Source organism: Acinetobacter beijerinckii CIP 110307 (assembly GCF_000369005.1).
GTDB classification, from domain to species: Bacteria; Pseudomonadota; Gammaproteobacteria; order Pseudomonadales; family Moraxellaceae; genus Acinetobacter; species Acinetobacter beijerinckii.
Genome location: NZ_KB849765.1, coordinates 160,405 through 186,961 on the forward strand (window position 1 = coordinate 160,405; position 26,557 = coordinate 186,961).

The 26,557-nt window shown below is 39.2% G+C and carries 21 protein-coding genes, 2 tRNA genes, 3 rRNA genes and 1 pseudogene; 13 read left to right on the plus strand and 14 right to left on the minus strand.

All coding sequences use genetic code 11. The annotated features are described in order from the left end of the window. Positions 1-495: a DUF4442 domain-containing protein gene (locus F933_RS06300; protein ID WP_005059586.1), complete on the plus strand. Its 495-nt coding sequence runs from the start codon at positions 1-3 to the stop codon at positions 493-495. A 74-nt stretch (positions 496-569) separates the two neighbouring features. Continuing rightward, on the plus strand, positions 570-1,064 hold the full coding sequence (locus tag F933_RS06305) for a nuclear transport factor 2 family protein (RefSeq protein WP_005059588.1): 495 nt from the start codon (positions 570-572) through the stop codon (positions 1,062-1,064). A gap of 53 nt (positions 1,065-1,117) precedes the next feature. Here the strand turns inward: F933_RS06305 and F933_RS06310 are convergent, their stop codons facing one another. Genes F933_RS06310 through F933_RS06325 form a run of 4 tightly spaced genes read right to left on the minus strand, consistent with a single transcriptional unit; the run spans position 1,118 to position 3,401 of the window. Then, positions 1,118-1,597, minus strand: coding sequence for a GAF domain-containing protein (locus tag F933_RS06310; RefSeq protein ID WP_005059590.1), 480 nt, complete (start codon positions 1,595-1,597; stop codon positions 1,118-1,120). A 54-nt stretch (positions 1,598-1,651) separates the two neighbouring features. Then, positions 1,652-2,068, minus strand: coding sequence for an acyl-CoA thioesterase (locus F933_RS06315; RefSeq protein WP_005059591.1), 417 nt, complete (start codon positions 2,066-2,068; stop codon positions 1,652-1,654). 1 nt (position 2,069) lies between these two features. Then, complete coding sequence (gene trxC, locus F933_RS06320; RefSeq protein WP_005059592.1) at positions 2,070-2,504, minus strand: thioredoxin TrxC; 435 nt, start codon at positions 2,502-2,504, stop codon at positions 2,070-2,072. Next, positions 2,505-3,401, minus strand: coding sequence for an alpha/beta hydrolase (locus F933_RS06325; protein WP_005051392.1), 897 nt, complete (start codon positions 3,399-3,401; stop codon positions 2,505-2,507). A gap of 124 nt (positions 3,402-3,525) precedes the next feature. Between F933_RS06325 and F933_RS06330 the strand changes: the two genes are divergently transcribed. Further along, positions 3,526-3,861: a protein tyrosine phosphatase family protein gene (locus F933_RS06330; protein WP_005051390.1), complete on the plus strand. Its 336-nt coding sequence runs from the start codon at positions 3,526-3,528 to the stop codon at positions 3,859-3,861. Between the two features lie 170 nt (positions 3,862-4,031). Here F933_RS06330 and F933_RS06335 read toward each other — a convergent pair whose 3' ends face one another. The 7 genes and pseudogenes from F933_RS06335 to F933_RS06365 form a co-directional block, all read right to left on the minus strand. Further along, positions 4,032-6,083, minus strand: coding sequence for an Ig-like domain-containing protein (locus F933_RS06335; RefSeq protein ID WP_005059595.1), 2,052 nt, complete (start codon positions 6,081-6,083; stop codon positions 4,032-4,034). A 241-nt stretch (positions 6,084-6,324) separates the two neighbouring features. Beyond that, positions 6,325-6,973 (minus strand): annotated as a pseudogene (locus tag F933_RS06340) (IS5 family transposase). Between the two features lie 174 nt (positions 6,974-7,147). After that, positions 7,148-7,262: ribosomal RNA gene (gene rrf / locus F933_RS06345) — 5S ribosomal RNA — on the minus strand. A 176-nt stretch (positions 7,263-7,438) separates the two neighbouring features. Further along, positions 7,439-10,332: ribosomal RNA gene (locus F933_RS06350) — 23S ribosomal RNA — on the minus strand. 414 nt (positions 10,333-10,746) lie between these two features. Continuing rightward, positions 10,747-10,822, minus strand: a tRNA-Ala gene (locus F933_RS06355). Between the two features lie 70 nt (positions 10,823-10,892). Next, positions 10,893-10,969 (minus strand) — tRNA-Ile (locus tag F933_RS06360). Between the two features lie 59 nt (positions 10,970-11,028). Beyond that, positions 11,029-12,566 (minus strand): 16S ribosomal RNA (locus F933_RS06365). The 16S, 23S and 5S rRNA genes sit together here with 2 tRNA genes alongside, the layout of an rRNA operon. A gap of 585 nt (positions 12,567-13,151) precedes the next feature. Here F933_RS06365 and yfiR point away from each other — a divergent pair. Genes yfiR through yfiB form a run of 3 tightly spaced genes read left to right on the plus strand, consistent with a single transcriptional unit; the run spans position 13,152 to position 15,321 of the window. Continuing rightward, positions 13,152-13,604, plus strand: coding sequence for a regulatory sequestration protein YfiR (gene yfiR / locus F933_RS06370; protein ID WP_005059598.1), 453 nt, complete (start codon positions 13,152-13,154; stop codon positions 13,602-13,604). Positions 13,605-13,609: 5 nt separating this feature from the next. Beyond that, positions 13,610-14,833, plus strand: coding sequence for a diguanylate cyclase DgcN/YfiN (gene dgcN, locus F933_RS06375; RefSeq protein WP_005051921.1), 1,224 nt, complete (start codon positions 13,610-13,612; stop codon positions 14,831-14,833). Between the two features lie 8 nt (positions 14,834-14,841). Continuing rightward, positions 14,842-15,321 carry an outer membrane lipoprotein YfiB gene (yfiB, locus tag F933_RS06380; protein WP_005051922.1) on the plus strand — a complete coding sequence of 160 codons (480 nt, stop codon included), beginning with the start codon at positions 14,842-14,844 and terminating at the stop codon, positions 15,319-15,321. Between the two features lie 46 nt (positions 15,322-15,367). Here the strand turns inward: yfiB and F933_RS06385 are convergent, their stop codons facing one another. Continuing rightward, positions 15,368-16,378 carry a metallophosphoesterase gene (locus F933_RS06385; protein WP_005059601.1) on the minus strand — a complete coding sequence of 337 codons (1,011 nt, stop codon included), beginning with the start codon at positions 16,376-16,378 and terminating at the stop codon, positions 15,368-15,370. Positions 16,379-16,547: 169 nt separating this feature from the next. On the opposite strand from F933_RS06385, the gene F933_RS06390 reads away from it, so the two are divergent. Then, positions 16,548-18,110 carry a phospholipase D family protein gene (locus F933_RS06390; protein WP_378236338.1) on the plus strand — a complete coding sequence of 521 codons (1,563 nt, stop codon included), beginning with the start codon at positions 16,548-16,550 and terminating at the stop codon, positions 18,108-18,110. Here the strand turns inward: F933_RS06390 and F933_RS06395 are convergent. Further along, complete coding sequence (locus F933_RS06395; protein ID WP_034710912.1) at positions 18,103-18,933, minus strand: lysophospholipid acyltransferase family protein; 831 nt, start codon at positions 18,931-18,933, stop codon at positions 18,103-18,105. The genes F933_RS06390 and F933_RS06395 overlap by 8 nt on opposite strands. A gap of 448 nt (positions 18,934-19,381) precedes the next feature. On the opposite strand from F933_RS06395, the gene hflX reads away from it, so the two are divergent. From hflX to F933_RS06420, 5 genes are all read left to right on the plus strand, one after another. Next, positions 19,382-20,725 carry a ribosome rescue GTPase HflX gene (gene hflX, locus F933_RS06400; protein WP_005059609.1) on the plus strand — a complete coding sequence of 448 codons (1,344 nt, stop codon included), beginning with the start codon at positions 19,382-19,384 and terminating at the stop codon, positions 20,723-20,725. A 46-nt stretch (positions 20,726-20,771) separates the two neighbouring features. After that, positions 20,772-21,134 carry a hypothetical protein gene (locus F933_RS06405; RefSeq protein ID WP_034710558.1) on the plus strand — a complete coding sequence of 121 codons (363 nt, stop codon included), beginning with the start codon at positions 20,772-20,774 and terminating at the stop codon, positions 21,132-21,134. Between the two features lie 11 nt (positions 21,135-21,145). Further along, complete coding sequence (locus F933_RS06410; RefSeq protein ID WP_005059611.1) at positions 21,146-21,814, plus strand: LrgB family protein; 669 nt, start codon at positions 21,146-21,148, stop codon at positions 21,812-21,814. An 85-nt stretch (positions 21,815-21,899) separates the two neighbouring features. Next, entirely contained in the window at positions 21,900-22,346 is a 447-nt protein-coding gene (locus tag F933_RS06415) for a DUF2147 domain-containing protein (protein ID WP_005051930.1), read from the plus strand. Positions 22,347-22,574: 228 nt separating this feature from the next. Beyond that, a complete protein-coding gene (locus F933_RS06420; RefSeq protein ID WP_005059613.1) occupies positions 22,575-23,018 on the plus strand; it encodes a DUF2147 domain-containing protein in 444 nt (147 codons plus the stop codon). A gap of 59 nt (positions 23,019-23,077) precedes the next feature. Here F933_RS06420 and F933_RS06425 read toward each other — a convergent pair whose 3' ends face one another. Then, on the minus strand, positions 23,078-25,261 hold the full coding sequence (locus F933_RS06425; protein WP_005059614.1) for a carboxy terminal-processing peptidase: 2,184 nt from the start codon (positions 25,259-25,261) through the stop codon (positions 23,078-23,080). 237 nt (positions 25,262-25,498) lie between these two features. Here F933_RS06425 and nagZ point away from each other — a divergent pair, with 237 nt between their 5' ends. Continuing rightward, positions 25,499-26,518 carry a beta-N-acetylhexosaminidase gene (gene nagZ / locus F933_RS06430; RefSeq protein WP_005059615.1) on the plus strand — a complete coding sequence of 340 codons (1,020 nt, stop codon included), beginning with the start codon at positions 25,499-25,501 and terminating at the stop codon, positions 26,516-26,518. The last annotated feature ends 39 nt before the right edge of the window (positions 26,519-26,557 follow it).

The window sequence follows — 26,557 nt, forward strand, 5'->3', positions numbered from 1 at the left end:
ATGGCAAAAGATAACCGTCTTTATACGCTGGTTAAAACCACTTCTAAATTTCCCAAAGGTATTCGTAGCACGCTGTGGAGCAAAGCTTTTGGGCGTATTGTTCCAATGGTGGGAACTGCGAATATTCGCTATTTAGAAGTTGATAAAGATCATGTGACTGTACGCATTGAAAACCAACATAATATGCAAAACCATATTAAAGGCGTTCATGCGGCAGCGATGGCGTTATTGGCTGAAACGGCAACGGGCTTTTTAACAGTTTTACATATTCCAGATGATCGAATTTTATTAATTAAATCATTACATGTAGATTATTTAAAAGTTGCACAAGGTGGTTTAACGGCAACAGCAACATTATCAGCCGATCAACAAAAGTTTATCGCTGACAATGAAAAAGGCGAGTTATTGATTCCGGTGACCGTTATTGATGATTCTGGCAATGAGCCCATCCAATGCCAAATGCTTTGGGCATGGTTACCAAAACGTAAAAAATAGTCACTGATCTAAACTTCTTTGAGATTAGTTTTCAGCCCAAGATAAATACACTTGTGTTTCTTGGGCTTTTTATTATGAAAAAAATTTATTTTATTCCAATTGTACTCTTTGCAACAGCTCTTAGCGCCTGTACCTCACTTCCCTCAAACACTCGTCACATCCATTCATCAGAACTAACAAATACAAGTAATCTCTCTGAACAAAATAAGAAAATTGTGGTTGATTTCTATGAAGGTGTTTTTTTAAAACATCAAGTTGCAGCATACGCAGATCGCTATATTGGTGATCAATATATTCAACATAATCCGAATGTACCTGATGGTAAGATGCCTTTTGTAAACTTCTTTACCCAAAAATTTAACCATAACCCTCAGGCAAAAAATGTCATCAAGAAAGCACTTGCTGAAGGAGATTTAGTCGTTCTCCACGTGCATTCTACAGAAAATGACAGTGATCGAGGCAGAGCGATTATTGATATATTCCGTGTGGAAAATGGCAAAATTGTAGAGCACTGGGATGTGATACAAAATATTCCTGAAAAGAGTCAGAACTCAAATACTATGTTCTAAATAGCACACAAAAAATAAAGCCCAAACTGATTTGGGCTTTATACTTAAAATACTTAAATAAATTTTTCAATCATCAGCATCAACTGCTGTAAATATTCCGCATCAACTTCATCGAATTGATTCAGCTCATCACTATCAATATCTAAAACTCCAACACAGTCGCCATTGCTCATTATCGGTAGCACAATCTCCGATTTTGAGGCAGAACTACAGGTAATATGTCCTAGGAACTGATCCACATCTGGCACAATAATTATTTGCTGCTGTTGCCATGCAGTACCACAGACACCACGACCTTTAGCAATACGTGTACAAGCAATTGGGCCTTGGAATGGCCCTAAAACTAATTCATTGTCTTTGACTAGATAAAAGCCAATCCAAAACCAGTCAAACTGCTGTTTCAATGCCGCGCAGATATTTGCAAGATTTGCAATCATATCTGTTTCATCTTCGATGATTGCCTGTATCTGAGGAAGAATACTTTGATATTGATCAGCTTTATGCCCTTGCTGTAAAACTAACTCTTCAGCCATTTTTTTAGTCCGAATTAATTGTGTTGATACAGGCGATTTAGAATACAACTAAGCTTATAGGCTTGCTGCAAATGTTTGCCTAATCTCTTCTGAGATCAATCGTTTCTTACCATTCACATCCACCGCAACAAAAGTAAATACTCCAGCTGTGATGCGAACAGGATCACGAGAGTTATCATGACTATTCCAAACTTCAATTTGCACTTGAACAGACGAATTACCAACTTTTAAAATTTTGGTATAACAACTAATGACATTACCGACTTTTACAGGCACAAGAAAAGTCATCTCATTAATTGCAATCGTTGCACAACGACCTTTACTAAAACGTTCAACATGAATCGCGCCAGCTAAATCCATCTGTGAAACAATCCATCCACCAAAAACATCACCGCTCCAGTTCGTGTCTGCTGGCATTGCGATATTTTGTAAAGATAAAATCCCTTCAGGATGGTTTGAACGTTCGGTCATGTTAATGTCCTTGCTGCTGTAATTGCTGATCTAACCACTGCTGTAATTCTGGTGCACGTAATGCCCCACTGATACGTGCCAACTCAGTAGTTTTATTCATTAACACCAAAGTTGGAATGCTTCGGACATTAAATGCTGCACTTAGGCGAGGATTTGCTTCAGTATCAATTTTAGCGAAAATCACATAAGGATTTTGCTTTGCAACCTGAGCAAAATGTGGTGCCATCATCTTACAAGGACCACACCATTCCGCCCATAAATCAATCAAGACAGGTAAGTCAGAATGACTCATAAAATTACTAAAATTTTGTTCGTTTAATTCAATGGCAGCTAATGGCAATAATGGTTGATGGCATTGTCCACAATTTGGATGAATTGACAGTTTTTCTTCAGGTACACGATTTTTTGCACCGCATGACGAACAGACAATAATCATTTACATCACTCCAATATGTTCATGTAAAAATTCTAATTGGGTTGTGACTGCTTTTTCAAACCAAGAACCATGATAAATATCAAAATGTTTCATTTCCCATTCATGATAGCTCACAAATGGCGCAATATTAGTGGCAGCTTCACGACTCGACGCAATCGGAATCAAAGAGTCATGCTTGGCTGCAATGAATAAAACAGGGATATTAATTTTACGTACAAACTGAATCGGACGGTATCGCATTAGATTAAAAAATACACGTGCTGGAACTTCACCACTCCAATAATAATCAGGATTTACTATTGAATGATATCCATAATAACTATCTGCCGTCTGTAAAAAGCATAATTTAAACTGATCAACCACAGGTAAAGTTTTCGGAACCAAACCCATTTTAGAACCCATATAGTCTTGGCTAGATCGTTTCAGTGCTTCTGGATAACGCTGTAAAGGATATAACTTAGCTGTCTCAGCACCATCTACATAAGGTACTTGTACCATAACAGCCTGAATGTTTTTAAGATCGGTAGCCAAACTTAATGCATAGCCACCGCTTAATGACGTTCCCCATAGAATAATTCGACGACTATCAATCAGTTTACAATTGGAAGCATGCTGAACAATCGTCTTCCAATCATCCAACTGTGAGCTTAAAGAAACTAATTCTCTCGGTTTCCCCGTACTCCCTCCCCAATACCGATAATCAAATAAAATAACGGCATAACCTGCTTGCGCGAACCGCTGAGCGTATTGAATCAATTTAAACTGACGTAAACCAGCAAAACCATGCGCCATAATAATTACAGCAGGCTTAATGTTTGATTTGGGAAGATAGAAGTCAGCCGCGATCGTTTCATCACCACTAGGAACATACAACGGCTCTACGGTATAGGTGTGCATGCGCGCTCCATTGCGTTTATCTTATTACTTATCATCACTTATTTACTAAAGACATTTAAACTCAAGTTCAAGCTTAATGCTATGATAGAGCATAAAATGTTTTGTTTGTTTTTGGAGTGACAAGATGTCAGATAATATAGGTTTTGCAGGTCAAATTGGACCAGAACATGTAGAACAAGTTGTTGAAAAAGGTTTCAAATCTATAATTAATAATCGTCCCGATATGGAAGGCGGTCCAGAGCAGCCAACTAGTGCTCAAATTGAAGAATCAGCACGTAATGCAGGACTAGATTATGTTTATCAGCCTGTTGTTGCTGGTCAAATTACTGAGTTAGATGTCCGTACTTTTGCCAATCATTATAATGAACTACCAAAACCTATTTTAATGTTCTGCCGCACAGGTAATCGCTCAAATAATTTATACCAGTTAGCAAAACAAATGGATTTATTGGATGATTAAAATTAAAAAAATATTTTTTAAAACAAATTGCAATAAAAATGCAATAAGGCTTTTATTGCAATATTATCTAATGAGTAAAGAATAAAAAATTACAAGCTTAATTTATAAATAAATGCCTAATGAATTTCATTAGGCATTTTTAAAATAGCTAACTACTTATTAAAAATTAGTTACTTATAATTATTACAAGTACTAATATCTGTACCAAATGGACTCGTCTCATCTGGTCTCCATTTTCCTTCGATATCATCAACATCAACTGCTGCAACAGGTGGTACAAGAGATAATGACATTGTGTTATCTTTCGTTGATACAGTAGTTGAAGCATTTAGGTTTACACGTAACCAATTCGAATAATTTTTACCATAACGGACTTTAAAATCAAACTTACCTTGCGCATCAGTTGTGAATGTTGCTTTAGTTCCAAGTGGAGCATTACTCATACTTAATATTGCAATGTTATTTGCATATTCATTCGAAGGGCATTCAACAAAAGTAGTAATTCGTTTTGCAACACCATTTTCATAAGTCATATAATCTCGTGACCAACGTAAAAAACTGAACCAACCAATAGTTCCATCAGTTGCTTGACCATAAGTATAGTCACGTACCCAATTAAACTTACCTTTCATAAAGCTGACTAGTTCTAAAGAAATACTAATCTCATGATTTGGAATAGGGTTTCCTGCTGTATCTACAACAGAAGCAGAAAACTCCTTATTATAAAAGGTATTAGCCGAAGGATCTGTAGCAACTAAATGGTTTTGAGATATAGTTATATAAGCTGACTGAGTAGAAACGGTTAATTTTAAATTAGGTGAATAAACAGGTTTAGGAGTTACCGCATTACCAGCTGACGCATTAATCTCTACACCACCACCTAGTGTTTGTGCGGCACCAGCTGTATAAATAACTGTAGCTCGACCCGCACTATCGGTCATAGCAGTTGGTTGAGAAATACTACCTGTAGAAGAAGTATCTTTAACAACATTAAAGGATACTTCTGTATTAGGTACAGGCGAACCATTTTTGTCTTTAACTAAAGCTATAACTTTAGTCTTAGCACCTGGAGATAAAACACTTGATTCCGATTGTATTGAAATAGTGGCTGGAACTCCTGGGCTAATTTTTTGAGTAATGTAAATAACATTCACACCAAATTGCGCAGAAACAGTAGCTATTGATGCTATAGCACCGATTAAAGTTGTTGAAGCATCACCAACCCACATTCCATTTTCTTGTCTAATATTAATAATAGAAGCTTGAGATATTACACTACCATTTGTTGTTGCAAATTTAATAGTTTTCCCGCTTAGCTCAGCTTGAGTATTAGCAGCGACTTTGAAAGTTAGTAGCTTAGGTATATCTACACCAACAGGATTTGTATCTGAAGTTAATTGTAAAACATTGTTCACTACATTGGCTGTTAAAACTACAGCATCAGTAGATAATAAGTTACTTATTGACTGATTAGCAGCATCTACAGTTATTTTACCAATTAAGCTTAGTTGGCGATTTGCTGAACTAACAACAGTAGAATATGGAACTTTAAAAATAGCTCGACCATTACTATCTGTTGTTTTTACATCTGTAATAACTTTTCCTGTTGAGTCAACTAAACTTGCTTGTGCATTATGTAAAGGATTTCCAATAGCATCAAGTGCAATTAATGTAACGTTAGCAGTTTCACCCTCTTGTAATAAACTCAAATCAGAAGAAAGAATAATAGCCGTACCATTTACAGGAATTGTTAATTCTTGTTTTGCTTGACCAGAACTTACCACAATTGTGATGGTTCTATTCATACGTTGATTAAGTGTTGAATTCACTAATGAAAGTTTTGTTGTAATTAGTCCATTCTCATCACTAGTTAGAGTGCTTTTAGTGTCTAAACTAGCACCAGCAGTTTGAGCATCTTTTATTTCTATTTTAACATTTGCTTTAGGTATAATGCCGCCAGTTTTATCTAAGGTACGAATAGTTAAAGTTAAACTATCTTCACCACCAGCATTTAAGCTACTTTTACTCTGTCCTACCGATAACAGCTCAGCAGAAACTTGATTCGGTTCTGTTGTCCCACCTGATCCCGATGTTCCCCCGCCATTTGAATTATTTGAGTTTGAGCTATCAAAATACCCTCCACCGCCTCCACAACTAGCAAGCAATATAGACAATGCAACTGCCGATAATTTGAGATTGAGTTGCTTCTTATTCATAATCATCTTTACCCCTGTCAAATCTAAAATGAATAATTAGATTTCTATTTATAAAAATATTGCTAATGTAATCATAATATTTATTTTATGTAAATATAGTTAGTCTTTAATAAAAGAATATTAAAGTGATATTAGTCAAGTTCTTCTTTAAAATAGAGATCTTGCTTAATAATTACATTAAAAAAAAACAACATGAATCCCAGTTACAAGAAAACACTATCCAACTTAACTAGGATCTATTGACATTTCATAGCGGTAGCCAACTAAATATACAGGCTAAAGCAACTGAATTTTCGTAGTTCTGCTTTAGCTTGTCATAACATGTTGCAATTCCCCTAAATTGCTTGAGTCTAGCAAAGCTATTCTCAACTAAGTGCCTGATTTTATATAAGTACCAGTCCATATAATCATTGTTCGATCGTGTATTGGATTTCTTTGGAATGTTTGTTTTAGTCGCTGTTTTTTCTATCTGCTCTCTCAATAATTCTGAGTCATATCCTTTATCTGCACAAAGTACATCGGTATCTTTTAAATCAACACTATCGACTAATGCAGGTGCAACCCTCACATCATGGGTGGTATCATCATGAATGAGAAATTGAATAGGATTTCCATTCGAATCTACGGCTAAATGGATTTTAGAGCTGTTCCCACCGATACTTCTAGAAATAGCTTGATCCTTGAGTCCTGTGGCATGTTGATGTGCTCGAATATAGCTAGCATCAATAAATACCCATTCTAGATCAGCATTTTTTGACAATAATTTAAATATTTTTAATAGCTTATTATCTTTAGACCATCTAGTGAATCGTTTAAATATGGTGTTGGACTTACCAATTGTGGACAATAGATTTCAGCTTTAACCAGTGTTGATCATTCAGCATTGTACGAGGCATAGCGAGGAGTAAATTTGGTTTGGCGATTGAATTTTACTTTCTCCCTATTTTTTTGCACAGTAAATGTCAACAGACCCTATATTTCATTCTAAATTTAATTTTTTCTTTCTATTTTCTTTTCCCCCGCGATAAAAAACACCCCTAACCGTTAGGTTAGAGGTGTTTGAATTTAAAAGCTGGCGATGACTTACTCTCACATGGCAAGTGCCACACTACCATCAGCGCGAAGAGGTTTCACTTCTGAGTTCGGGAAGGGATCAGGTGGTTCACTCTTGCTATTGTCGCCAGCAAACTGTTTTGGCTTTCGGTGGTCTTACTCTTGAACTTAATTTTAAGTTCTTTGCCACTTAGTACCGAAAGAGTTATTAACGGATTAGATCATTGGTCTGTATTGTAACTAGTTTATACACTAAATCAAGTTAAGTATTGAATTTATCTTGAATACAACAACTGTTTGGGTGTTGTATAGTCAAGCCTCACGAGCAATTAGTATTGGTCAGCTTCACACGTCACCGTGCTTCCACACCCAACCTATCAACGTCCTAGTCTCGAACGGCTCTTTAGAGGACATAAAGTCCTAGGGAAATCTTATCTTGAGGTAGGCTTCCCGCTTAGATGCTTTCAGCGGTTATCCCTTCCGAACATAGCTACCCGGCGATGCCACTGGCGTGACAACCGGTACACCAGAGGTTCGTCCACTCTGGTCCTCTCGTACTAGGAGCAGATCCTCTCAAATTTCCAGCGCCCACGGTAGATAGGGACCGAACTGTCTCACGACGTTCTAAACCCAGCTCGCGTACCTCTTTAAATGGCGAACAGCCATACCCTTGGGACCTGCTTCAGCCCCAGGATGAGATGAGCCGACATCGAGGTGCCAAACACCGCCGTCGATATGAACTCTTGGGCGGTATCAGCCTGTTATCCCCAGAGTACCTTTTATCCGTTGAGCGATGGCCCTTCCATACAGAACCACCGGATCACTAAGACCTACTTTCGTACCTGCTCGACTTGTGGGTCTCGCAGTTAAGCGCGCTTTTGCCTTTATACTCTACGCGTGATTTCCGACCACGCTGAGCGCACCTTCGTACTCCTCCGTTACTCTTTAGGAGGAGACCGCCCCAGTCAAACTACCCACCAGACATGGTCCTCGCCCCGGATTACGGGGCAGAGTTAGAACCTCAACATTACCAGGGTGGTATTTCAAGGACGGCTCCATTGGAACTAGCGTTCCAACTTCAAAGCCTCCCACCTATCCTACACAAGTAAGGTCAAAGTTCAATGTCAAGCTGCAGTAAAGGTTCACGGGGTCTTTCCGTCTAGCCGCGGGTACACTGCATCTTCACAGCGATTTCGATTTCACTGAGCCTCTGCTGGAGACAGCGCCGCCATCATTATGCCATTCGTGCAGGTCGGAACTTACCCGACAAGGAATTTCGCTACCTTAGGACCGTTATAGTTACGGCCGCCGTTTACTGGGGCTTCGATCAAGAGCTTCGCTTACGCTAACCCCATCAATTAACCTTCCAGCACCGGGCAGGCATCACACCCTATACGTCCACTTTCGTGTTTGCAGAGTGCTATGTTTTTAATAAACAGTTGCAGCGGCCTGGTTTCTGTGGCTGCCAATAGCTCAGGGAGCAAGTCCCATCACCGTCAGCAGCGTACCTTCTCCCGAAGTTACGGTACCATTTTGCCTAGTTCCTTCAGCAGAGTTCTCTCAAGCGCTTTGGTCTACTCGACCTGACCACCTGTGTCGGTTTCGGGTACGATTCCTGTGTAACTGAAGCTTAGAGACTTTTCCTGGAAGCATGGTATCAGCCACTTCACTGTACAAGTACAGCTTGCTATCAGCTCTCAGCATAGAGCACCCCGGATTTGCCTAAGATGCATGCCTACAGCCTTCCACCTGGACAACCAACGCCAGGCTGACTTAACCTTCTCCGTCCTCTCATCGCATTACACAGAAGTATTGGAATATTAACCAATTTCCCATCGACTACGCCTCTCGGCCTCGCCTTAGGGGTCGACTCACCCAGCCCCGATTAACGTTGGACTGGAACCCTTGGTCTTTCAGCGAACGGGTTTTTCACCCGTTTTGTCGTTACTCACGTCAGCATTCGCACTTCTGATACCTCCAGCATACTTCTCAATACACCTTCATCGGCTTACAGAACGCTCCCCTACCACTTACGCTAATGCGTAAATCCGCAGCTTCGGCACATAGTTTTAGCCCCGTTACATCTTCCGCGCAGGCCGACTCGACTAGTGAGCTATTACGCTTTCTTTAAAGGGTGGCTGCTTCTAAGCCAACCTCCTAGCTGTCTATGCCTTCCCACATCGTTTCCCACTTAACTATGATTTTGGGGCCTTAGCTGGCGGTCTGGATTGTTTTCCTCTTGACTACGGACGTTAGCACCCGCAGTCTGTCTCCCGGATAGTACTCATTGGTATTCGGAGTTTGCATCGGTTTGGTAAGTCGGGATGACCCCCTAGCCGAAACAGTGCTCTACCCCCAATGGTATTCGTCCGAGGCGCTACCTAAATAGCTTTCGGGGAGAACCAGCTATCACCAGGCTTGATTAGCCTTTCACCCCTATCCACAAGTCATCCCCTGGCTTTTCAACGACAGTGGGTTCGGTCCTCCAGTTAGTGTTACCCAACCTTCAACCTGCTCATGGATAGATCGCCTGGTTTCGGGTCTACACCCAGCAACTAAACGCCCTATTAAGACTCGATTTCTCTACGGCTCCCCTATGCGGTTAACCTTGCTACTGAATGTAAGTCGCTGACCCATTATACAAAAGGTACGCAGTCACCGAACAAGTCGGCTCCCACTGCTTGTATGCATGCGGTTTCAGGATCTATTTCACTCCCCTCACAGGGGTTCTTTTCGCCTTTCCCTCACGGTACTGGTTCACTATCGGTCAGTCAGGAGTATTTAGCCTTGGAGGATGGTCCCCCCATATTCAGACAAGGTTTCACGTGCCTCGCCCTACTCGTCATCATTATGTGTGCCCTTTCGTGTACGGGAATATCACCCTCTACGTTCGCACTTCCCAGAGCGTTCCACTAGAACACACATAACTTAATGGGCTGCTCCCCGTTCGCTCGCCGCTACTAAGGGAATCTCAATTGATTTCTTTTCCTAAGGGTACTGAGATGTTTCACTTCCCCTCGTTCGCTTCATAAACCTATGTATTCAGTTTATGATACCCGCCTTATAGCGGGTGGGTTCCCCCATTCAGAAATCTCCGGATCAAAGGATATTTGCCGCCTCCCCGGAGCTTTTCGCAGGCTATCACGTCTTTCATCGCCTCTGACTGCCAAGGCATCCACCACATGCACTTAATTACTTGACTATACAACCCCAAACAGTCGTTAACACATACAAGTGAGTGTTAGCGTTGCAAACTTAATTGCTACTATTCGTTGTCTGTGAACTTAATCACCATACAGCTTCAATCTAAATTCATTACCAAAACGCTTGATTCAGTGTTTTTGCTAGTTCTCAGATTAACTCTTCATCCAACTGAAATACTTACGTATTACTGTTAGTGTTGAATTAATCGAGTTTGAACAATTTATTTCAGACTCAATTTTCTAATCTGTTAATGATTAACTACCACCTCGTCGGTGCGTAGTAAACTGTGATAAATCACAGAAGTTAATAAACTCAAATCAAAATCTCTTTTGATTTATTTAGGCATTTATTAATTTCTATAATTTACTTTAGCTTTGAATTAATTTCGTTTTTACAAACTCTTTTTAATTCATGGTGGAGACTAGGAGAGTCGAACTCCTGACCTCCTGCGTGCAAAGCAGGCGCTCTACCAACTAAGCTAAGTCCCCAGCTTAAATCATAATGAACGACATATCTTTCAATCTAGCAGCTTGTGATTATTCATCACTTCGTCAGTAGTGGTGGGTCTGACAAGACTTGAACTTGTGACCCCACGCTTATCAAGCGTGTGCTCTAACCAACTGAGCTACAGACCCTCAGATACATCTTCGAAGAACAACTTGTTGTGGATTCTTACCGGCCATCAATCTTTCGTTAAGGAGGTGATCCAGCCGCAGGTTCCCCTACGGCTACCTTGTTACGACTTCACCCCAGTCATCGGCCACACCGTGGTAAGCGTCCTCCTTGCGGTTAGACTACCTACTTCTGGTGCAACAAACTCCCATGGTGTGACGGGCGGTGTGTACAAGGCCCGGGAACGTATTCACCGCGGCATTCTGATCCGCGATTACTAGCGATTCCGACTTCATGGAGTCGAGTTGCAGACTCCAATCCGGACTACGATCGGCTTTTTGAGATTAGCATCCTATCGCTAGGTAGCAACCCTTTGTACCGACCATTGTAGCACGTGTGTAGCCCTGGTCGTAAGGGCCATGATGACTTGACGTCGTCCCCGCCTTCCTCCAGTTTGTCACTGGCAGTATCCTTAAAGTTCCCGGCTTAACCCGCTGGCAAATAAGGAAAAGGGTTGCGCTCGTTGCGGGACTTAACCCAACATCTCACGACACGAGCTGACGACAGCCATGCAGCACCTGTATGTAAGTTCCCGAAGGCACCAATCCATCTCTGGAAAGTTCTTACTATGTCAAGACCAGGTAAGGTTCTTCGCGTTGCATCGAATTAAACCACATGCTCCACCGCTTGTGCGGGCCCCCGTCAATTCATTTGAGTTTTAGTCTTGCGACCGTACTCCCCAGGCGGTCTACTTATCGCGTTAGCTGCGCCACTAAAGCCTCAAAGGCCCCAACGGCTAGTAGACATCGTTTACGGCATGGACTACCAGGGTATCTAATCCTGTTTGCTCCCCATGCTTTCGTACCTCAGCGTCAGTATTAGGCCAGATGGCTGCCTTCGCCATCGGTATTCCTCCAGATCTCTACGCATTTCACCGCTACACCTGGAATTCTACCATCCTCTCCCATACTCTAGCTGACCAGTATCGAATGCAATTCCTAAGTTAAGCTCAGGGATTTCACATCCGACTTAATCAGCCGCCTACGCACGCTTTACGCCCAGTAAATCCGATTAACGCTCGCACCCTCTGTATTACCGCGGCTGCTGGCACAGAGTTAGCCGGTGCTTATTCTGCGAGTAACGTCCACTATCCAGTAGTATTAATACTAGTAGCCTCCTCCTCGCTTAAAGTGCTTTACAACCAAAAGGCCTTCTTCACACACGCGGCATGGCTGGATCAGGGTTCCCCCCATTGTCCAATATTCCCCACTGCTGCCTCCCGTAGGAGTCTGGGCCGTGTCTCAGTCCCAGTGTGGCGGATCATCCTCTCAGACCCGCTACAGATCGTCGCCTTGGTAGGCCTTTACCCCACCAACTAGCTAATCCGACTTAGGCTCATCTATTAGCGCAAGGCCCGAAGGTCCCCTGCTTTCTCCCGTAGGACGTATGCGGTATTAGCATTCCTTTCGGAATGTTGTCCCCCACTAATAGGCAGATTCCTAAGCATTACTCACCCGTCCGCCGCTAGGTTAGGTAGCAAGCTACCTTTCCCCGCTCGACTTGCATGTGTTAAGCCTGCCGCCAGCGTTCAATCTGAGCCATGATCAAACTCTTCAGTTTATAATCATTAGTAGCTTATGGCTACAAATCTTGGCTCATCAATTTTCTGACTTTAATTTCTCAAATAAACTTCGAGTAATTTCTACCATCTAATCAATGAAATATTTTCGATCGATTAACCAGTAAAAATCCACACAAGTTGTTCTTCTATTCTCTTAATGATCTTCTCAATGATTCGTCATCATCAAGCTAGGTCGGCTATATTACTCTGAATTTCTTCAAAGTCAACAGGTAATTTAGATATTTATCAAACTTATCAACCAATCCAAGAATCCAACCTTTCTAGCCAAATCCTTGTTTCTCAACAAGTTTTTATCTGCATCACCGCCGATGGATGTGCATTCTACAGCATTTCCAAACAGGCGCAACCCCTTTTCTCAATTTCTTTTTGTTTATTATCTCAAGTGATCATCTTTTGAACTAACCAGTAACTTTTAATGCTTATTCTTTCGAATTAAGAACTTTTTTTAAACAATTAAGTCCAGTAGAATATGTCTCTTGCTTCACATTTTTTGGCATTTTTGATTGAAAATACGGTTCGTTGGTAAAAAAGCACAGTTTATTTTGCTTTTAGCGTCTATAGCTATGAGTGAGCTTTGCTACGCCTTATCAAACCACAGCTATTATGAGTTGGCATTAACGATATTAAGTTATAGTAAGTGGCCTAATACATCACGCCCAGTCATTTGTGTAATTGATAACCCAGATGCCGCCAATCAATTTCAAGCGAATATCAAACAATTGGCTTATGATTATCAGGTTCAAGCGGTTAACACTAAAGATTTTTTAAAAACAGAATGTCATGTTGTTTATTTTTCAACAACTACGGCACAGCAACAACAAAATTTAATTCAATCGTATCCATCACGCTCATTATTATCATTAAGTACAAATAATCCAAATTGTGAGACTGGTAGTATTTTTTGTCTTTATAATCGAAAAACTTTTTCTACATTTAAAGTGAATTTAGATGCTTTAAGTTATTCCAAGGTTCATATCGACCCCAGAGTTTTAATCTTGGCGAAGAACACGGAGTAGTGAAAGTGATTTCAAATTTATATCAATCTACTTCTTTGCATGCTTTGTTCCGTAAATCTCAATTTACGATTTTTGCGATTACCTTTGTGATTTGTAGTTGTACATTTGCAACAATTTCAATGTTTACGATGGAAACTTATGCCAAACAAAATTTAAAACTATTAAGCCAAACTGTATTAGAGCGTGTTCAACCTGCTGTCGTTTTTAAAGATAAAGGTGCGATTGAACAAATTTTAAAAGATTATACAACTGAACATGCGATACGAAGTATTCATGTTTACGATCCTCAACAACAATTACTTTCTGAAAGTACAAAAAAGGTTGCGTATACCCCCTTTCTTCAAAATTTATTGGATGAATGGTTTTTACATGATCCAGTTAAATTGGTTGTGATGCACCACAATAAAAAAGTAGGTGATTTGGTTCTTTATGGTAGTTCTGAAAATATTTTGCATTTTTTAAAGACCATTATTATTGGTTTAGCAATTTCAATGTTTTTTATTGTGATTGCACTTTTATGGTCAATTAATTTGACCTATCGTCAGATTATGCAAGCGATTAAACCATTAACTCATATCGCTCAATTAGTAAGTGACCAAAAAGCTTATAATTTACGCTTTCCGAACAATCATATTAGAGAGTTTCAAAATTTAAATACGGTGTTTAATGAGTTGTTAGAAGAAATTCAAATTTGGAATAACAATCTACAAAAAGAAAATCGTCAACTTTCGTTCCAGGCACATCACGATCAGTTGACCAGTTTACCAAATCGTCATTTCTTCTACGAAGAGCTGCTCAATATTTTTGAAAATCCGTTATACCGTCATAATTCCGCACTGATATTCATTGATAATAATAAGTTTAAAGTAATTAATGACCAATATGGACATTTGGCTGGCGATGCTGTTTTGAAAGAAATGGCTTCGCGTTTAAAGCTTTCTGTTCGACAAGAAGATTTCATTGCTCGTTTGGGTGGTGATGAGTTTGCAATTATTTTGCATGCAATTCACCATGCTGATCATTTACAGGCAATTGCTGAAGGTTTACTTGCAAGCTGCAAAGAACCTTTGGATTTTAATGGGGATGTTATTCATTTTGGTTTTAGTTTAGGTATTGCATTTTCTCAATTTGCTGAAAATCCCGAGGATTTAGTCATGCAAGCAGATCAAGCAATGTATAAAGCTAAAAATTTAAATCCACATTGGTTTGTTTATAAACCAGAAATTTAGGATATGTTATGTACGCTCGCAGCATTAAAATTTCATTCATAGCGTTACTCTGCCTAACATTAGCTGGCTGTTTAAGTTTTGGTCCACTTAAATACCGTCAAGTAAAAATGTTGAAAAAAGAAGGTTTCGTTTTAACAGACGAGGGCTGGAGTTTGGGTTTACCTGAGCGTTTACTTTTCGATTTTAATAAATCAGATATTAAACCTGATCATGCGAAGGAAATTGCTCGCCTTGCAAAACAATTAGAGAAATATGACTTACAGAAATTAAAAGTCGTAGGTCATACCGATGATATTGGCAATCCAGAGTACAACAAAAAGCTTTCTGAAGAACGTGCTCAAAGTGTTGCTTCGATTTTCGTTAATCAAGGTTTTAAGCCAAATAATCTCACCATTATTGGTCGTGGCTCAGATCAACCATTTGTAGCCAACACCTCTGAGGAAAATCGTGCCAATAATCGTCGTGTCGCTGTGATTATTATTCCTTAATTATTATAGTTTAAAAAAGCCGACTTAGATGAGTCGGCTTTTTTATTTATTTTAATTCAATAATATCAATGGTTGGAGGAACTCTAAAACGAAATGGAACACCAACCATCCCCGTGCCTACAGTGACAAATACATCTGCATGCTCATGCGTATAAAAGCCTCTTTTATGCCCTAAAATTGAAACCCTTTTCATAACATAACTGGTAATCCACGGCAACTCGATTTGACCTCCGTGAGTATGACCAGACAGCATAAGCGGTCTCATTTTCAATTCTGGCACCATGTCTACAGTATCAGGGTTATGCGATAAGATTAGCCACGGTTTATCTTGGGGTAACTCAGGCAAAAACCGCATATTTGCTTTTCCCGCCCATAAATCACCGATACCCACCAATCGAAATTCATCAAATTCAACAATCTTACCTTCAATATCCATCACATCATTTTGGCTCAAAGCCTCACTCAGTAAAGCTTGTATCGGTGGTCCAGGATATTGTTCATCATGATTACCGTTGACTGAATAGACTGGGGCTTGGATTTGTTTGAGTACTTCAAGCTCTTGCACTAATCTATTTTCAGGCTCGTAAGTCCAGTCACCAGCAACCACAACCAAATCGGGCTTTGCTTGATTCAATTTTTCTACAATGATTTTTAACTGACGTTCATGACCTGAAAATAGCCCAACGTGCATATCTGCAATCAGCGCCACTTTTACTGATTTTCTAAATTCGTGTTTTGGATTTAAACGATATTGGTGATATTTAACATGGACTAAATGAGGTTCAATAAAACGCGCATAAATTAATAAAGTACTGAGTAAAAAGACAAATGCTGTCTGATGTAAGCTATAAAAACCAGACCATCCTGCATATAAGCTAAAAAACCAAAGTGGGATTAGAAGATAAGATAGATAAAAAGCCAATAAATGAACAAAAGCTTTGAAAGGGTGAATAGTTTCAGTTCTTGCTTGATGTATCCATGCCTGTACCAATCCCCATAATGCCAAGATCAGAAAAATAATATAAAAAACTAAAATAACACTGTCAGAATTCCACATTACCAATCTCATTCATCTCACTATAACGGTATATATCGCATCTCATATTCATAATCTTTGATGAAATGATATACTCAAGCCCAACTTTTAATCAGTAAAGATTATGACGCAATTTTCGGTTTTAAATCGCAAACATACAAAAATAAGTACATCTACTTACAATAAAAGTATGCTTACGATTTCGTTGAGTATTGCGATCACGATCTCAGGTTGTAGCACCTTACCCAAACACTCTATTGAACCGACCCAAGCGATAGCTTTAAAAGTTGATACATCAGAAACCACACTTGCGCAAATCATAGATCCTTTGCAGCAACAGAACCCTGATCTTACTGGATATTATGTCTTATTTGATCCTTTAGAAGCTTTGGCAGCTCGATTACGTTTAATTGATAAAGCCGAAAAAACATTAGATCTGCAATATTATATTTGGGATAACGATAAAGTCGGTGCTGTCGCTTTGCATGCGCTTATTCGTGCAGCAGATCGTGGCGTGAAAGTAAAGTTATTGATCGATGATAATAATGCAAAACAAACTGAAGGAATCTTTTTAGCCTTAGCACAACACCCCAATATTGAGGTAAAGCTATTCAACCCATATCGTTTTAGAAAATATCGTGGCATTGATATGGTGTTGGATTTAAAGCGTATCAATCGACGCATGCACAATAAAAGCTTTATCGCAGATCACAAAGTCGCGTTAATTGGCGGCAGAAACATGACCAATCAATACTACAATGTCAGCGATAACTATCAGTTCTCAGATGTCGATGTCATGTTGGTTGGAGCTGCCGTTAATGACATTTCTAACTCTTTTGATGACTATTGGAATCATGATTATGCTTATGAAGTTCAAGAAGTCGTAAAGCAAAAATCTCATCGCCTAAGCTATGAAAGTTTAAAACAACAATTAGATGAACATTATAAAAAAGTTACCGTTCAAAACTATTTAGATTTAACCAGTAATTCCCAAGCAATCGACTCACTCATCAACCGAGATATTGCTTTAGATTGGGTAAAAGCTGAGGTCGTGAAAGACTCACCTGATAAAATAAAATCAAAAGCAAAGAAACAAGAACATCTCAATTTCCAACTGATCAATCATTTAGAAAAACCTGAAAAAAATATTGATCTGATTTCTGCTTATTTTGTTCCCGAAAAAAAGGGCGCGAAAATTTTAAGTGAATTAGCACAAGATGGCGTTCATGTCAGAGTTTTAACCAATTCTTTCAAAGCAAATGATGTTGCCGTTGTTCATGCATTTTATGGTAAATACCGTCAAAATTTATTAGAAAATGGTGTACAACTTTATGAGTTTTTACCTGCTTTAGATAAAGATGATCTTGATAAACATACCGAAGATTTAGCTAAAAAAGCAAAAGTGAATATCAAAGGATTAAGCCGTTCTAGTTTACATGCCAAGCTTATGGCATTAGATGAAAAGCAAGTTTTTATCGGTTCATTTAATTTTGACCCACGCTCGGCGTATTTGAATACAGAAATTGGGGTGCTATTAAATAGCCCAACATTAGCAAGATCAGTGCATAGCACAATGGATCAAAACTTGAGTAAGTATGCGTATAAATTGGTTTTAAATGCCGAGAATAAAATAACTTGGCAACGGCAAACTCCTCAAGGTCCTGTGATTTATACCAAAGAACCTCGCATGAAGTGGTGGCAAAGAGCAGGAATGAAAGTTATTTCATGGCTGCCAATTGAAGGCTTTATGTAAGCTCATTTGCAGTTGGAGAAACAGCCAGCACTTTATTTTGCAACTCAAGCAAGCCTGCCCGCATTTGTCGATCAACTTCTTTGGTTAAACTATCAACCGTATGACCTTCTACAGGTATCGCAGGTAACGTCAGTAAATGCGCAGTCACTTTTGGCATTTCCAACACTCGCTGTACATGCTCTGCAAAAGTCATTTCACCAATAAAGGGTGCAATTAAATCTAACTCACCTTGTTGATTGACATAGCAAATCACACAAATCTGTACAGGGCGTTGTGCTTCAATTGCAGCACCTAAAAGCCTTCCATGTACTTTTTTAACCTTGGTACCATCAGTCGTGGTGGCTTCTGGAAAAAATAAAACAGGAATATCTTGCTTCAAAAACTCTGTAATTTGCTCACGAATTCTAATTGAATCCCCTGAACCACGCTTAATAAATAGAGTTCCGCCCCCCTTGGCAAGATTACCCAAGATTGGCCATTTTTCCACTTCAGCTTTGGCTAAAAAGAAAATTCGAGCGCCAGAACCCAGTACAGCAACATCTAGCCATGAAATATGATTACTCACCCACAAAGCAGGTTCGCGTGGAATCGTGCCATGCACTTGTACTTCAATATTAAAAACTTCGCACAATCGACGACAAAAATATTGAACATATCGCGTGTTAATTGGATTGTTTGGATCTTTATAAAGTCCATGACGATAAATGAGATAAAAGCCTTCACCAATCGTTTCTAAGCCTGATGCTAGTTTTCTTGTGTATAAACTAAACTTTGAAAATAAATTTAACTGAGTGTTATTCACTGCTGTTGTTTCTTGAGTCATAGAATTATTAAAACCATTGGGCTTGCTACCCTTAACAGATGCTTTCAGCATGAACCTACTATGGCACTTTGCGTTTGCTCAAAGTAAAGCCTGTTATAGCATGCAAATATATAGAGTTAAAAGTTTGCTTTATGACAAAAAGCGAACGTAAGCATAATATTTTTCAATTTTAAATGTTTTATTAGATCAATTATTATAAATAAATCGAATTTACAGATGAATAGGTGTCACTATGAATCAGGAAACAACGACACACGCGGTATCAAATAGAATTCCCTATCGCTACGCTTTGAAAATGTTTTTAGGGTGGTCAATTTTATATATGGGCACATTAGTAGGATTTGTTGAACTTTTACGTCGTAATATCATCTAAATGGGGTAACTCTTTTGCCCTTTGCTTTCGCTTTATTCTAGAATAGTAACTTAATACTAAGGATATGATAATAGCGTGGAAAATTTTGAGCAGCGTCACAGTGGTGAACGAGCAATATTAGTCAGTGTTTCCGTTCAACAGCTTGACGATCTTGATGCCGAAGAGTTCCGATTGCTCGCTCAATCTGCTGGTGCGGAAATCCTAGAGCATATTACTGTGCCAAGAAATAGACCTGATCCAAAATTTTTTATTGGCTCAGGAAAAGTGGATGAAATCGCTGAGCAAGTCCAATATCTTGAAGCTGAACTGGTCATTTTCGATCACTCATTATCGCCAGCGCAAGAGCGTAACTTAGAAAGAATTTTAAAATGTCGCGTAATTGATCGTACTGGATTGATTTTAGATATTTTTGCCTTACGCGCTCGAACGCATGAAGGAAAACTACAAGTTGAACTTGCTCAACTTAAGCACTTATCCACTCGTTTAATTCGAGGGTTTACAGGAAACTTAGAACAACAAAAAGGTGGTATTGGACTACGTGGTCCTGGTGAATCACAACTCGAAACTGATCGTCGACTGATTCGCGTTCGTATCACCCAACTCAAAGATAAACTCGTTAAGGTTCAACAAACCCGCTTACAAGGACGTGCTGCACGTCAGAAAGCTGCCATTCCAACCATTTCCTTAGTCGGTTATACCAATGCAGGGAAATCCACGTTATTTAACATTCTTGCGAAAAGTGATGTATACGCGGCAGATCAGTTATTTGCCACGTTAGATCCGACGCTACGTCGTCTCGAATGGGATGGTGTGGGTACTGTTGTGCTTGCCGATACCGTTGGTTTTGTTAGAAATCTACAGCATGATTTGGTTGAATCATTCAAAGCAACATTAGAAGAAACACTCGAAGCAACATTATTGCTTCATGTGATTGATGCGAGCAGTCCGAATATGTCTGAACAGATCGAGGCTGTAGAAACCGTATTGAAAGAAATTGGTGCAGAAGCTCCTATCTTACATGTTTATAATAAAATTGATATCAGCGGTGATGCTGCAAAAATCATCTATAAAACAGCAGAGTTACCTGAGCGAGTGTATGTTTCAGCCCATTCAGGTCAAGGTCTAGAATTATTAAGTGAAGCAGTACAACAATGCTTAATGGGACAGTTACAACACTTTGATTTAACACTTAAACCTGCTTACGGTAAACTACGCAATCAACTATATAGCTTAAATGTAATTGAATCAGAGCGTTATGAAGAGAATGGTGATTTACATTTGACAGTTTGTATTGCTCCACACAAATTGGAGCAAATCATTAAACAAGCTCATTTACCATTAGACGAAATTCTTGGCAATAAAGCTTCCATATTTCAACGACCTTTGGAAGAATTTGAAATACAACATTCGTCACTTTAAGCTTGATGAGTTATGGTTTAAAAAGAAGACAAGAGCATGAGTAATGATGAAAAATATTGATTGGACAGCATGGTTCTACACACTGCTATTAATCATCATCTTTAGAGAAGGTGCAGTAGCAATCACCAAAATTTTTCATCATCCTGAACTAGGAAATTTGGTTGGATTAATTAGTCTACTTGCGACTTTACTGATTTGGCGAAGATTCAAAAAGATTTCCAATCGTTTAATCGATACAAATAACAAAATCATGAAAGAAAGTGCTTTCGCCTTTTTACCTATTTGTGCAGGCTCTTTAATTATGCTGGTACATTTGGGCAAAGAGATTCCTGTATTTTTATTTGTTCTAAGCTTAAGTACATTATTGCCATTATGGATCTATGCCAAAATGGCAAAACGCTGGTTATAGGAATCTGAAATATGTTTATGATTATTTACGGATTCATGATCACACTGGTTAGCTATTTGATCGCAAAACCACTGAATAAAAAAATGCCACAAATTCCTTTAATTGTTTTCGCCATGTTTATCGTGATTGGACTATTGACAGTTTTAGGTATTCCTTATGAACGCTACATGAATAGCGTAAATAATGTTTTTAATCATTTATTGGGCTATGTCACAGTTGCATTGGCTATTCCGCTTGCTGCGATGCGTTATGACGACTTACCACTGAAATCCATGATTGGTATTTTATGTTTTGCCAGTATTAGTGCAGTTGCGCTGCCTATGGGACTTGCTTATTTATTACACATGTCTGAGCCTACAATTATGGCATTTGCAACACGTGCAGTGACTACGCCAATTGCATTGAATATCGCGACTTTATTACATGCCCCACTTATGATGGTGACACTTATTGTCATTTTATCTGGCGTGATTGGTGCTGCATTTTCGCCTTGGATCTTAAAACATATTCATGATGAACGTGCGTCTGGCTTAGCACTGGGTTTAGCTGCTCATGCGATTGGAACAGCGCAAGCATGGCAACGTGGGCCAGTTACTGGACGATATGCAGCATTCGGAATGGCGGTAAATGGTGTATTTACAGCGATATGGTTGCCTACCTTTATTTTGTCTTTATCTTAAAATTTGCCGCAAATATCACATAAAGATTGAACTAGTTGTCAGAAATCCGACATAATGGAGTTTCAAACGTTAAAAGGATTTTTTAATGATGGGCAAACAACTAATAGGTGCATTACTTTTATCTGTGGCAAGCAGTTTTACTTTTGCAGAAGATATCACAGGTCTTTGGCAAAGTATTGATGACAAAACTGGCGCACCTAAAGCATTAATTGAAATTCGCCAAGAATCGAATGGTACATATGCTGGTAAAGTCGTAAAAATTACACCTCGCGCAGGTTATACACCAAAGGAAACGTGTGTTGACTGTCCTGCTCCATATACCAATAAGCCAATTTTAGGTTTAGATGTTGTAACCGGTTTAAAACATGCGAATGGTCTAAACTACACCAATGGTCGTATTTTAGATCCAAATTCTGGAAAAATTTACAGCATGAAAGCTAAATTAAGCGCCAATGGTAAACGCATGCACTTACGTGGATACTTAGGGGTATCAGCATTAGGTCGTAATCAAATTTGGATTCGTACTGAATAAATAGTAAAACCAAATAGTGCATCCATCATCTTGATATTGTTGATCACGGTTTAATCAAAAAAGCTTCTTCATTAAATATAAAAATGAAGAAGCTTTTTATATTTTAAGATAAAAAATCCTTGAATTTTCAACAATTAAAAAAATACACAATTGTAAAATAATTATTGAATCTATTGTTAGAAATCCGAAATAATAGCAATACAATAAAAGCGGCTGAGCAGCGTCAATATGTTTATTAAATTCCTCTCTATTTTCCTTCTATTTAGTTTTAGCCATATAAGTTTTGCACAAGATATTACTGGGGTGTGGCAAAGCGTTGATGATTTAACTGGCGCACCCAAAGGACAAGTTGAAATAACTCAAGAATCAGATGGTACCTACACTGGTAAAATCACGAAAATAACCCCTCGAACAGGTTATACACCCAAAGAATTTTGCATAAATTGTCCAGCACCCTATGCCAACAAGCCAATCTTGGGTTTAAATGCCATCACTAAACTAAAGCATAAAAAAGATCTTTTATACACTGGTGGAAAAATCTTAGATCCAAATAGTGGTCGTGTTTATAGCCTTACAGCAAAACTGAGTAATAATGGGCAACGTCTACATTTACGCGGTTACGTTGGCGTTTCAGTTTTGGGGCGCAGTCAAATCTGGATTCGTGTAGATTAATTAAAACGTAAAAAACCTGCATTAAGCAGGTTTTTTTCTTACAGAGTTTGATTCAGAAATTATCGACTTTGTAATTTCGAGTAGTCTAGCAATACATTAGCAGCTTCAGTCACGAATGTTTCTTCTTCTGGTAATGCAGGGCGCAAATGTGCTTTCATTTTGGCACGGGCTTCAATCAATGCATCAATAGAAGCTTGGTAACTTTCCCAATTTGCATAAGGCGCTTGACCAGTCGCTTGACGACGCTGATTTTCAGCATCTAAAGTCTGTTTCTCTAAATCAATTAATTCAGCGCGTCGTTGATTGATATCCAAAACGACTTTCTTCTGATCAGAAGTTTTCTGAGCAATCGCTTTACGAGTTTCTAAATATTTAAACTGCGCATCTGCTGCAACACGTTGAGCAGAAAATTCAGACAATTTGGTTACATAAGGTTGTACTGAACCTTCTCGTTTAAACGGCGCTGTTGGAATGGTATCCCACTTTAAAGCATTCTTGGCTTTACGTTCGCCAAACTCCTCATTGTAGATATCAACCAGTTTAATATCTGGAATCACACCTTTATTCTGAGTACTACCACCGGTTACACGATAAAACTTACGTTGAGTAAGTGTTGCTTGGCCATGTGCTAATGAATCCAGTTGGACTTGTGCCGTTCCCTTACCTGTTGTAGTGCTACCGATAATAATACCGCGCTCATAATCTTGAATTGCAGCAGAGTAAATTTCACTTGCTGAAGCAGAAGCGAGATTGATAAGTACAGCCATTGGTCCTGCATAAATTTGCTCACCACCATCTGTATCTTCAAAAACGTTCACATTGCCGTTACCATCACGAATTTGTACCACTGGTCCAGATTTAATGACCTGACCAAGCATACGAGCAACTTCTTCTAAAGAACCACCTGGATCATTACGTAAATCGATCAAGATCCCTTCAACTTTCTTCGCTTTTAGAGATTCAAGTGCCTTAGCGGTGTCTTCAGAAACTGAACGATATTCAGTACCGGCACGGCGAGAACGATAATCAAAATAGAAAGATGGAATTTCAATTACACCAAATAAATGCTTTTTACCATCTCGCGTAATTTCAACTGTGCGTGAACGCACCCCTGCATCTTCCTCTTGAATGATGTCTCGAACTAAAGTGACATTACGCGCCTGACTCATTGCAGCGCCAGTTGCCAATAAACGTACGGTAACTTTCGTACCACGCTTACCACGAATCAATCCAACAATCTCTGAACTTGGCCAGCCAATGACATCCACCATCTTATCGCCATCTTGGGCAACACCGATAATGCGATCGCCAGATTTCACCTGACCAGATTTACTCGCAGGTCCACCTTCGACAATTGTTTCAATCTTAGTGTAGTCTTCATTACCGCGCTCAGGGCGAATAGATACGCCAATGCCCTCTAATTGCAGCGTCGTTTGGCGATTTAACTCCATCGCATCGATTGGTGGGTAATAGTTACTATGTGGATCATATGTAGCCAACATCGCATTTAATGTTTTGTCTAGCACATCATCGCTTTTAACACGACCGATCCGTTCTAACTGACGTGTATAACGCTTTGTTAATGTCTGTACTGGGGTCAAATCTTCAGGGCCTGTCAAATCTTGACCATTGGCAAGCGAAGGATTTGCTTTTAAGGCTTTCTGTTTGGCTTGCTCTTCTTCTTTACTGATCGTCAAATTGATCAATTGAGAGACTAGCATTTTCTGCCAATGATTTTGTTGCTCAGCAGCCGTTTTAAAATAAGGTGCTTTTTCACGATCAATTTCTAAATAAACATCTTTTTGATTGAGGTTTTGCGGCTTTTTCAATTCAGCCAACATGTATTCATAAAAATGTTTTAAACGTTCACGATATTGGGCGTGAATGGCATAAGGTCCTGTTAGATTCCCCGCTTTTAATGAACTACCAAAATTAGAACCATATTTTGTTTTATATTCTTGGACTTCACTATCTAAAAATAATGAATGGTCAGGATCGAGGCTATCCAAATACATATCTAAAATACGGTTAGATGTTGCGGCATCTAAACGCATATTCAAATAATGCTGACGATCAACTAATGTTGCCAACTGACGTGAGACTAAAGCTTGCTCTTGTGATGGCTTGATCACCGTTGAAACGAGCGGAGCTTCCGTCGCCGCAAATGCCTCATTGATTGTATGAGTAAAAAATAAACCACCAGTCGCAACTGCAACTGCACACGCTATCATTTGAAGTTTCATAAAATTTTGGTACTTCCTTGGATATGGCAATTATTACATGCTGGCATCATCAATATGAACAGATTTCATTCGAATTTTAACCAACGTGTAGAACTCATTGGTCGTCATAATTAAATGACCAACAAGTACTTATCATCAATATCATGTAGTTTTATCATATTCTGTACTGACAAAATGTAGCAAATCATTGCACAATTTAGCTATCGTTTTTTACATCAAAATTCAAACGGAATACCTATGATCGGCGCATTGATGCTAGACATTGCTGGCACAGAACTTAATCAAGAAGATATTGAACTATTACAAGCTCCGCAAGTCGGAGGGATGATTTTATTTGGGCGAAATATTGAATCACCTCAACAAGTTCGCGCTTTAACAGACCATATGCGTCAAGTACGTCCAGATATTTTAATCGCTGTAGACCAAGAAGGAGGTCGTGTACAACGTTTAAGACAAGGCTTTACCTTATTACCTGCGATGGGCAGACTGGGTGAACATTACTTAGAACATCCACAACAAACAATTGAATTAGCCGAACAATGTGGTTGGTTAATGGCAATCGAAGTGCTCGCTGTTGGTATCGACTTCAGTTTCGCCCCAGTTTTAGATCTGAATGATATTAGTGATGTGATTGGAGATCGTGGTTTTTCCAAAAATATTCAAGACATTATTCCACTCGCAAGCGCATTTATGCGTGGCATGAAAAAAGCAGGGATGGCAACAACAGGGAAACATTTCCCAGGACATGGCTCTGTTAAAGCGGACTCACATGTCGCTGCGGCAATTGATAGTCGTTCATATCAAGAAATTTATGATAATGATATGCAAAGTTTTATCAAGCTCATGCCACAACTGGATGCGCTGATGCCTGCACATGTGATTTATGATCAAGTCGATCCAAATCCAGCGGGCTTTTCTCCATTTTGGCTACAACAAATTTTACGTCAAGAAATGAAATTTGAAGGCGTTTTATTTTCTGATGATCTCAGCATGCAAGCGGCATGTGTTGCGGGTGGTGCAGATGCTCGCATTCAAGCCGCTTTAAATGCGGGTTGTGATATGGGCTTAGTCTGTAATGACCGCTCAGCAGCATGTCATGCTTTAGATGGCATTCAAACATTAGCACTGCCAAATCAACAACGACTTGAGCGTATGCGTGGTCATATTCCAAATATTCAAATCGGTAATACATTATCTTTAGATGAAAACTGGCAAAACGTCAGAAAAGTCATTGAAGACTTTAAGAATTCGTTTTAATTTGCTGTATAGCTATAGATGATGTAACGATTCATCTGC

Excerpts from the sequence above, each read along its gene's own strand:
- F933_RS06300 (WP_005059586.1), top strand. The coding sequence starts at position 1 with ATGGCAAAAGATAACCGTCTTTATACGCTGGTTAAAACCACTTCTAAA.
- F933_RS06305 (WP_005059588.1), top strand. The coding sequence starts at position 570 with ATGAAAAAAATTTATTTTATTCCAATTGTACTCTTTGCAACAGCTCTT.
- F933_RS06310 (WP_005059590.1), bottom strand. The coding sequence starts at position 1,597 with ATGGCTGAAGAGTTAGTTTTACAGCAAGGGCATAAAGCTGATCAATAT.
- F933_RS06315 (WP_005059591.1), bottom strand. The coding sequence starts at position 2,068 with ATGACCGAACGTTCAAACCATCCTGAAGGGATTTTATCTTTACAAAAT.
- trxC (WP_005059592.1), bottom strand. The coding sequence starts at position 2,504 with ATGATTATTGTCTGTTCGTCATGCGGTGCAAAAAATCGTGTACCTGAA.
- F933_RS06325 (WP_005051392.1), bottom strand. The coding sequence starts at position 3,401 with ATGCACACCTATACCGTAGAGCCGTTGTATGTTCCTAGTGGTGATGAA.
- F933_RS06330 (WP_005051390.1), top strand. The coding sequence starts at position 3,526 with ATGTCAGATAATATAGGTTTTGCAGGTCAAATTGGACCAGAACATGTA.
- F933_RS06335 (WP_005059595.1), bottom strand. The coding sequence starts at position 6,083 with ATGATTATGAATAAGAAGCAACTCAATCTCAAATTATCGGCAGTTGCA.
- yfiR (WP_005059598.1), top strand. The coding sequence starts at position 13,152 with ATGAGTGAGCTTTGCTACGCCTTATCAAACCACAGCTATTATGAGTTG.
- yfiB (WP_005051922.1), top strand. The coding sequence starts at position 14,842 with ATGTACGCTCGCAGCATTAAAATTTCATTCATAGCGTTACTCTGCCTA.
- F933_RS06385 (WP_005059601.1), bottom strand. The coding sequence starts at position 16,378 with ATGTGGAATTCTGACAGTGTTATTTTAGTTTTTTATATTATTTTTCTG.
- F933_RS06390 (WP_378236338.1), top strand. The coding sequence starts at position 16,548 with ATGCTTACGATTTCGTTGAGTATTGCGATCACGATCTCAGGTTGTAGC.
- F933_RS06395 (WP_034710912.1), bottom strand. The coding sequence starts at position 18,933 with ATGACTCAAGAAACAACAGCAGTGAATAACACTCAGTTAAATTTATTT.
- F933_RS06405 (WP_034710558.1), top strand. The coding sequence starts at position 20,772 with ATGAAAAATATTGATTGGACAGCATGGTTCTACACACTGCTATTAATC.
- F933_RS06410 (WP_005059611.1), top strand. The coding sequence starts at position 21,146 with ATGTTTATGATTATTTACGGATTCATGATCACACTGGTTAGCTATTTG.
- F933_RS06415 (WP_005051930.1), top strand. The coding sequence starts at position 21,900 with ATGATGGGCAAACAACTAATAGGTGCATTACTTTTATCTGTGGCAAGC.
- F933_RS06420 (WP_005059613.1), top strand. The coding sequence starts at position 22,575 with ATGTTTATTAAATTCCTCTCTATTTTCCTTCTATTTAGTTTTAGCCAT.
- F933_RS06425 (WP_005059614.1), bottom strand. The coding sequence starts at position 25,261 with ATGAAACTTCAAATGATAGCGTGTGCAGTTGCAGTTGCGACTGGTGGT.
- nagZ (WP_005059615.1), top strand. The coding sequence starts at position 25,499 with ATGATCGGCGCATTGATGCTAGACATTGCTGGCACAGAACTTAATCAA.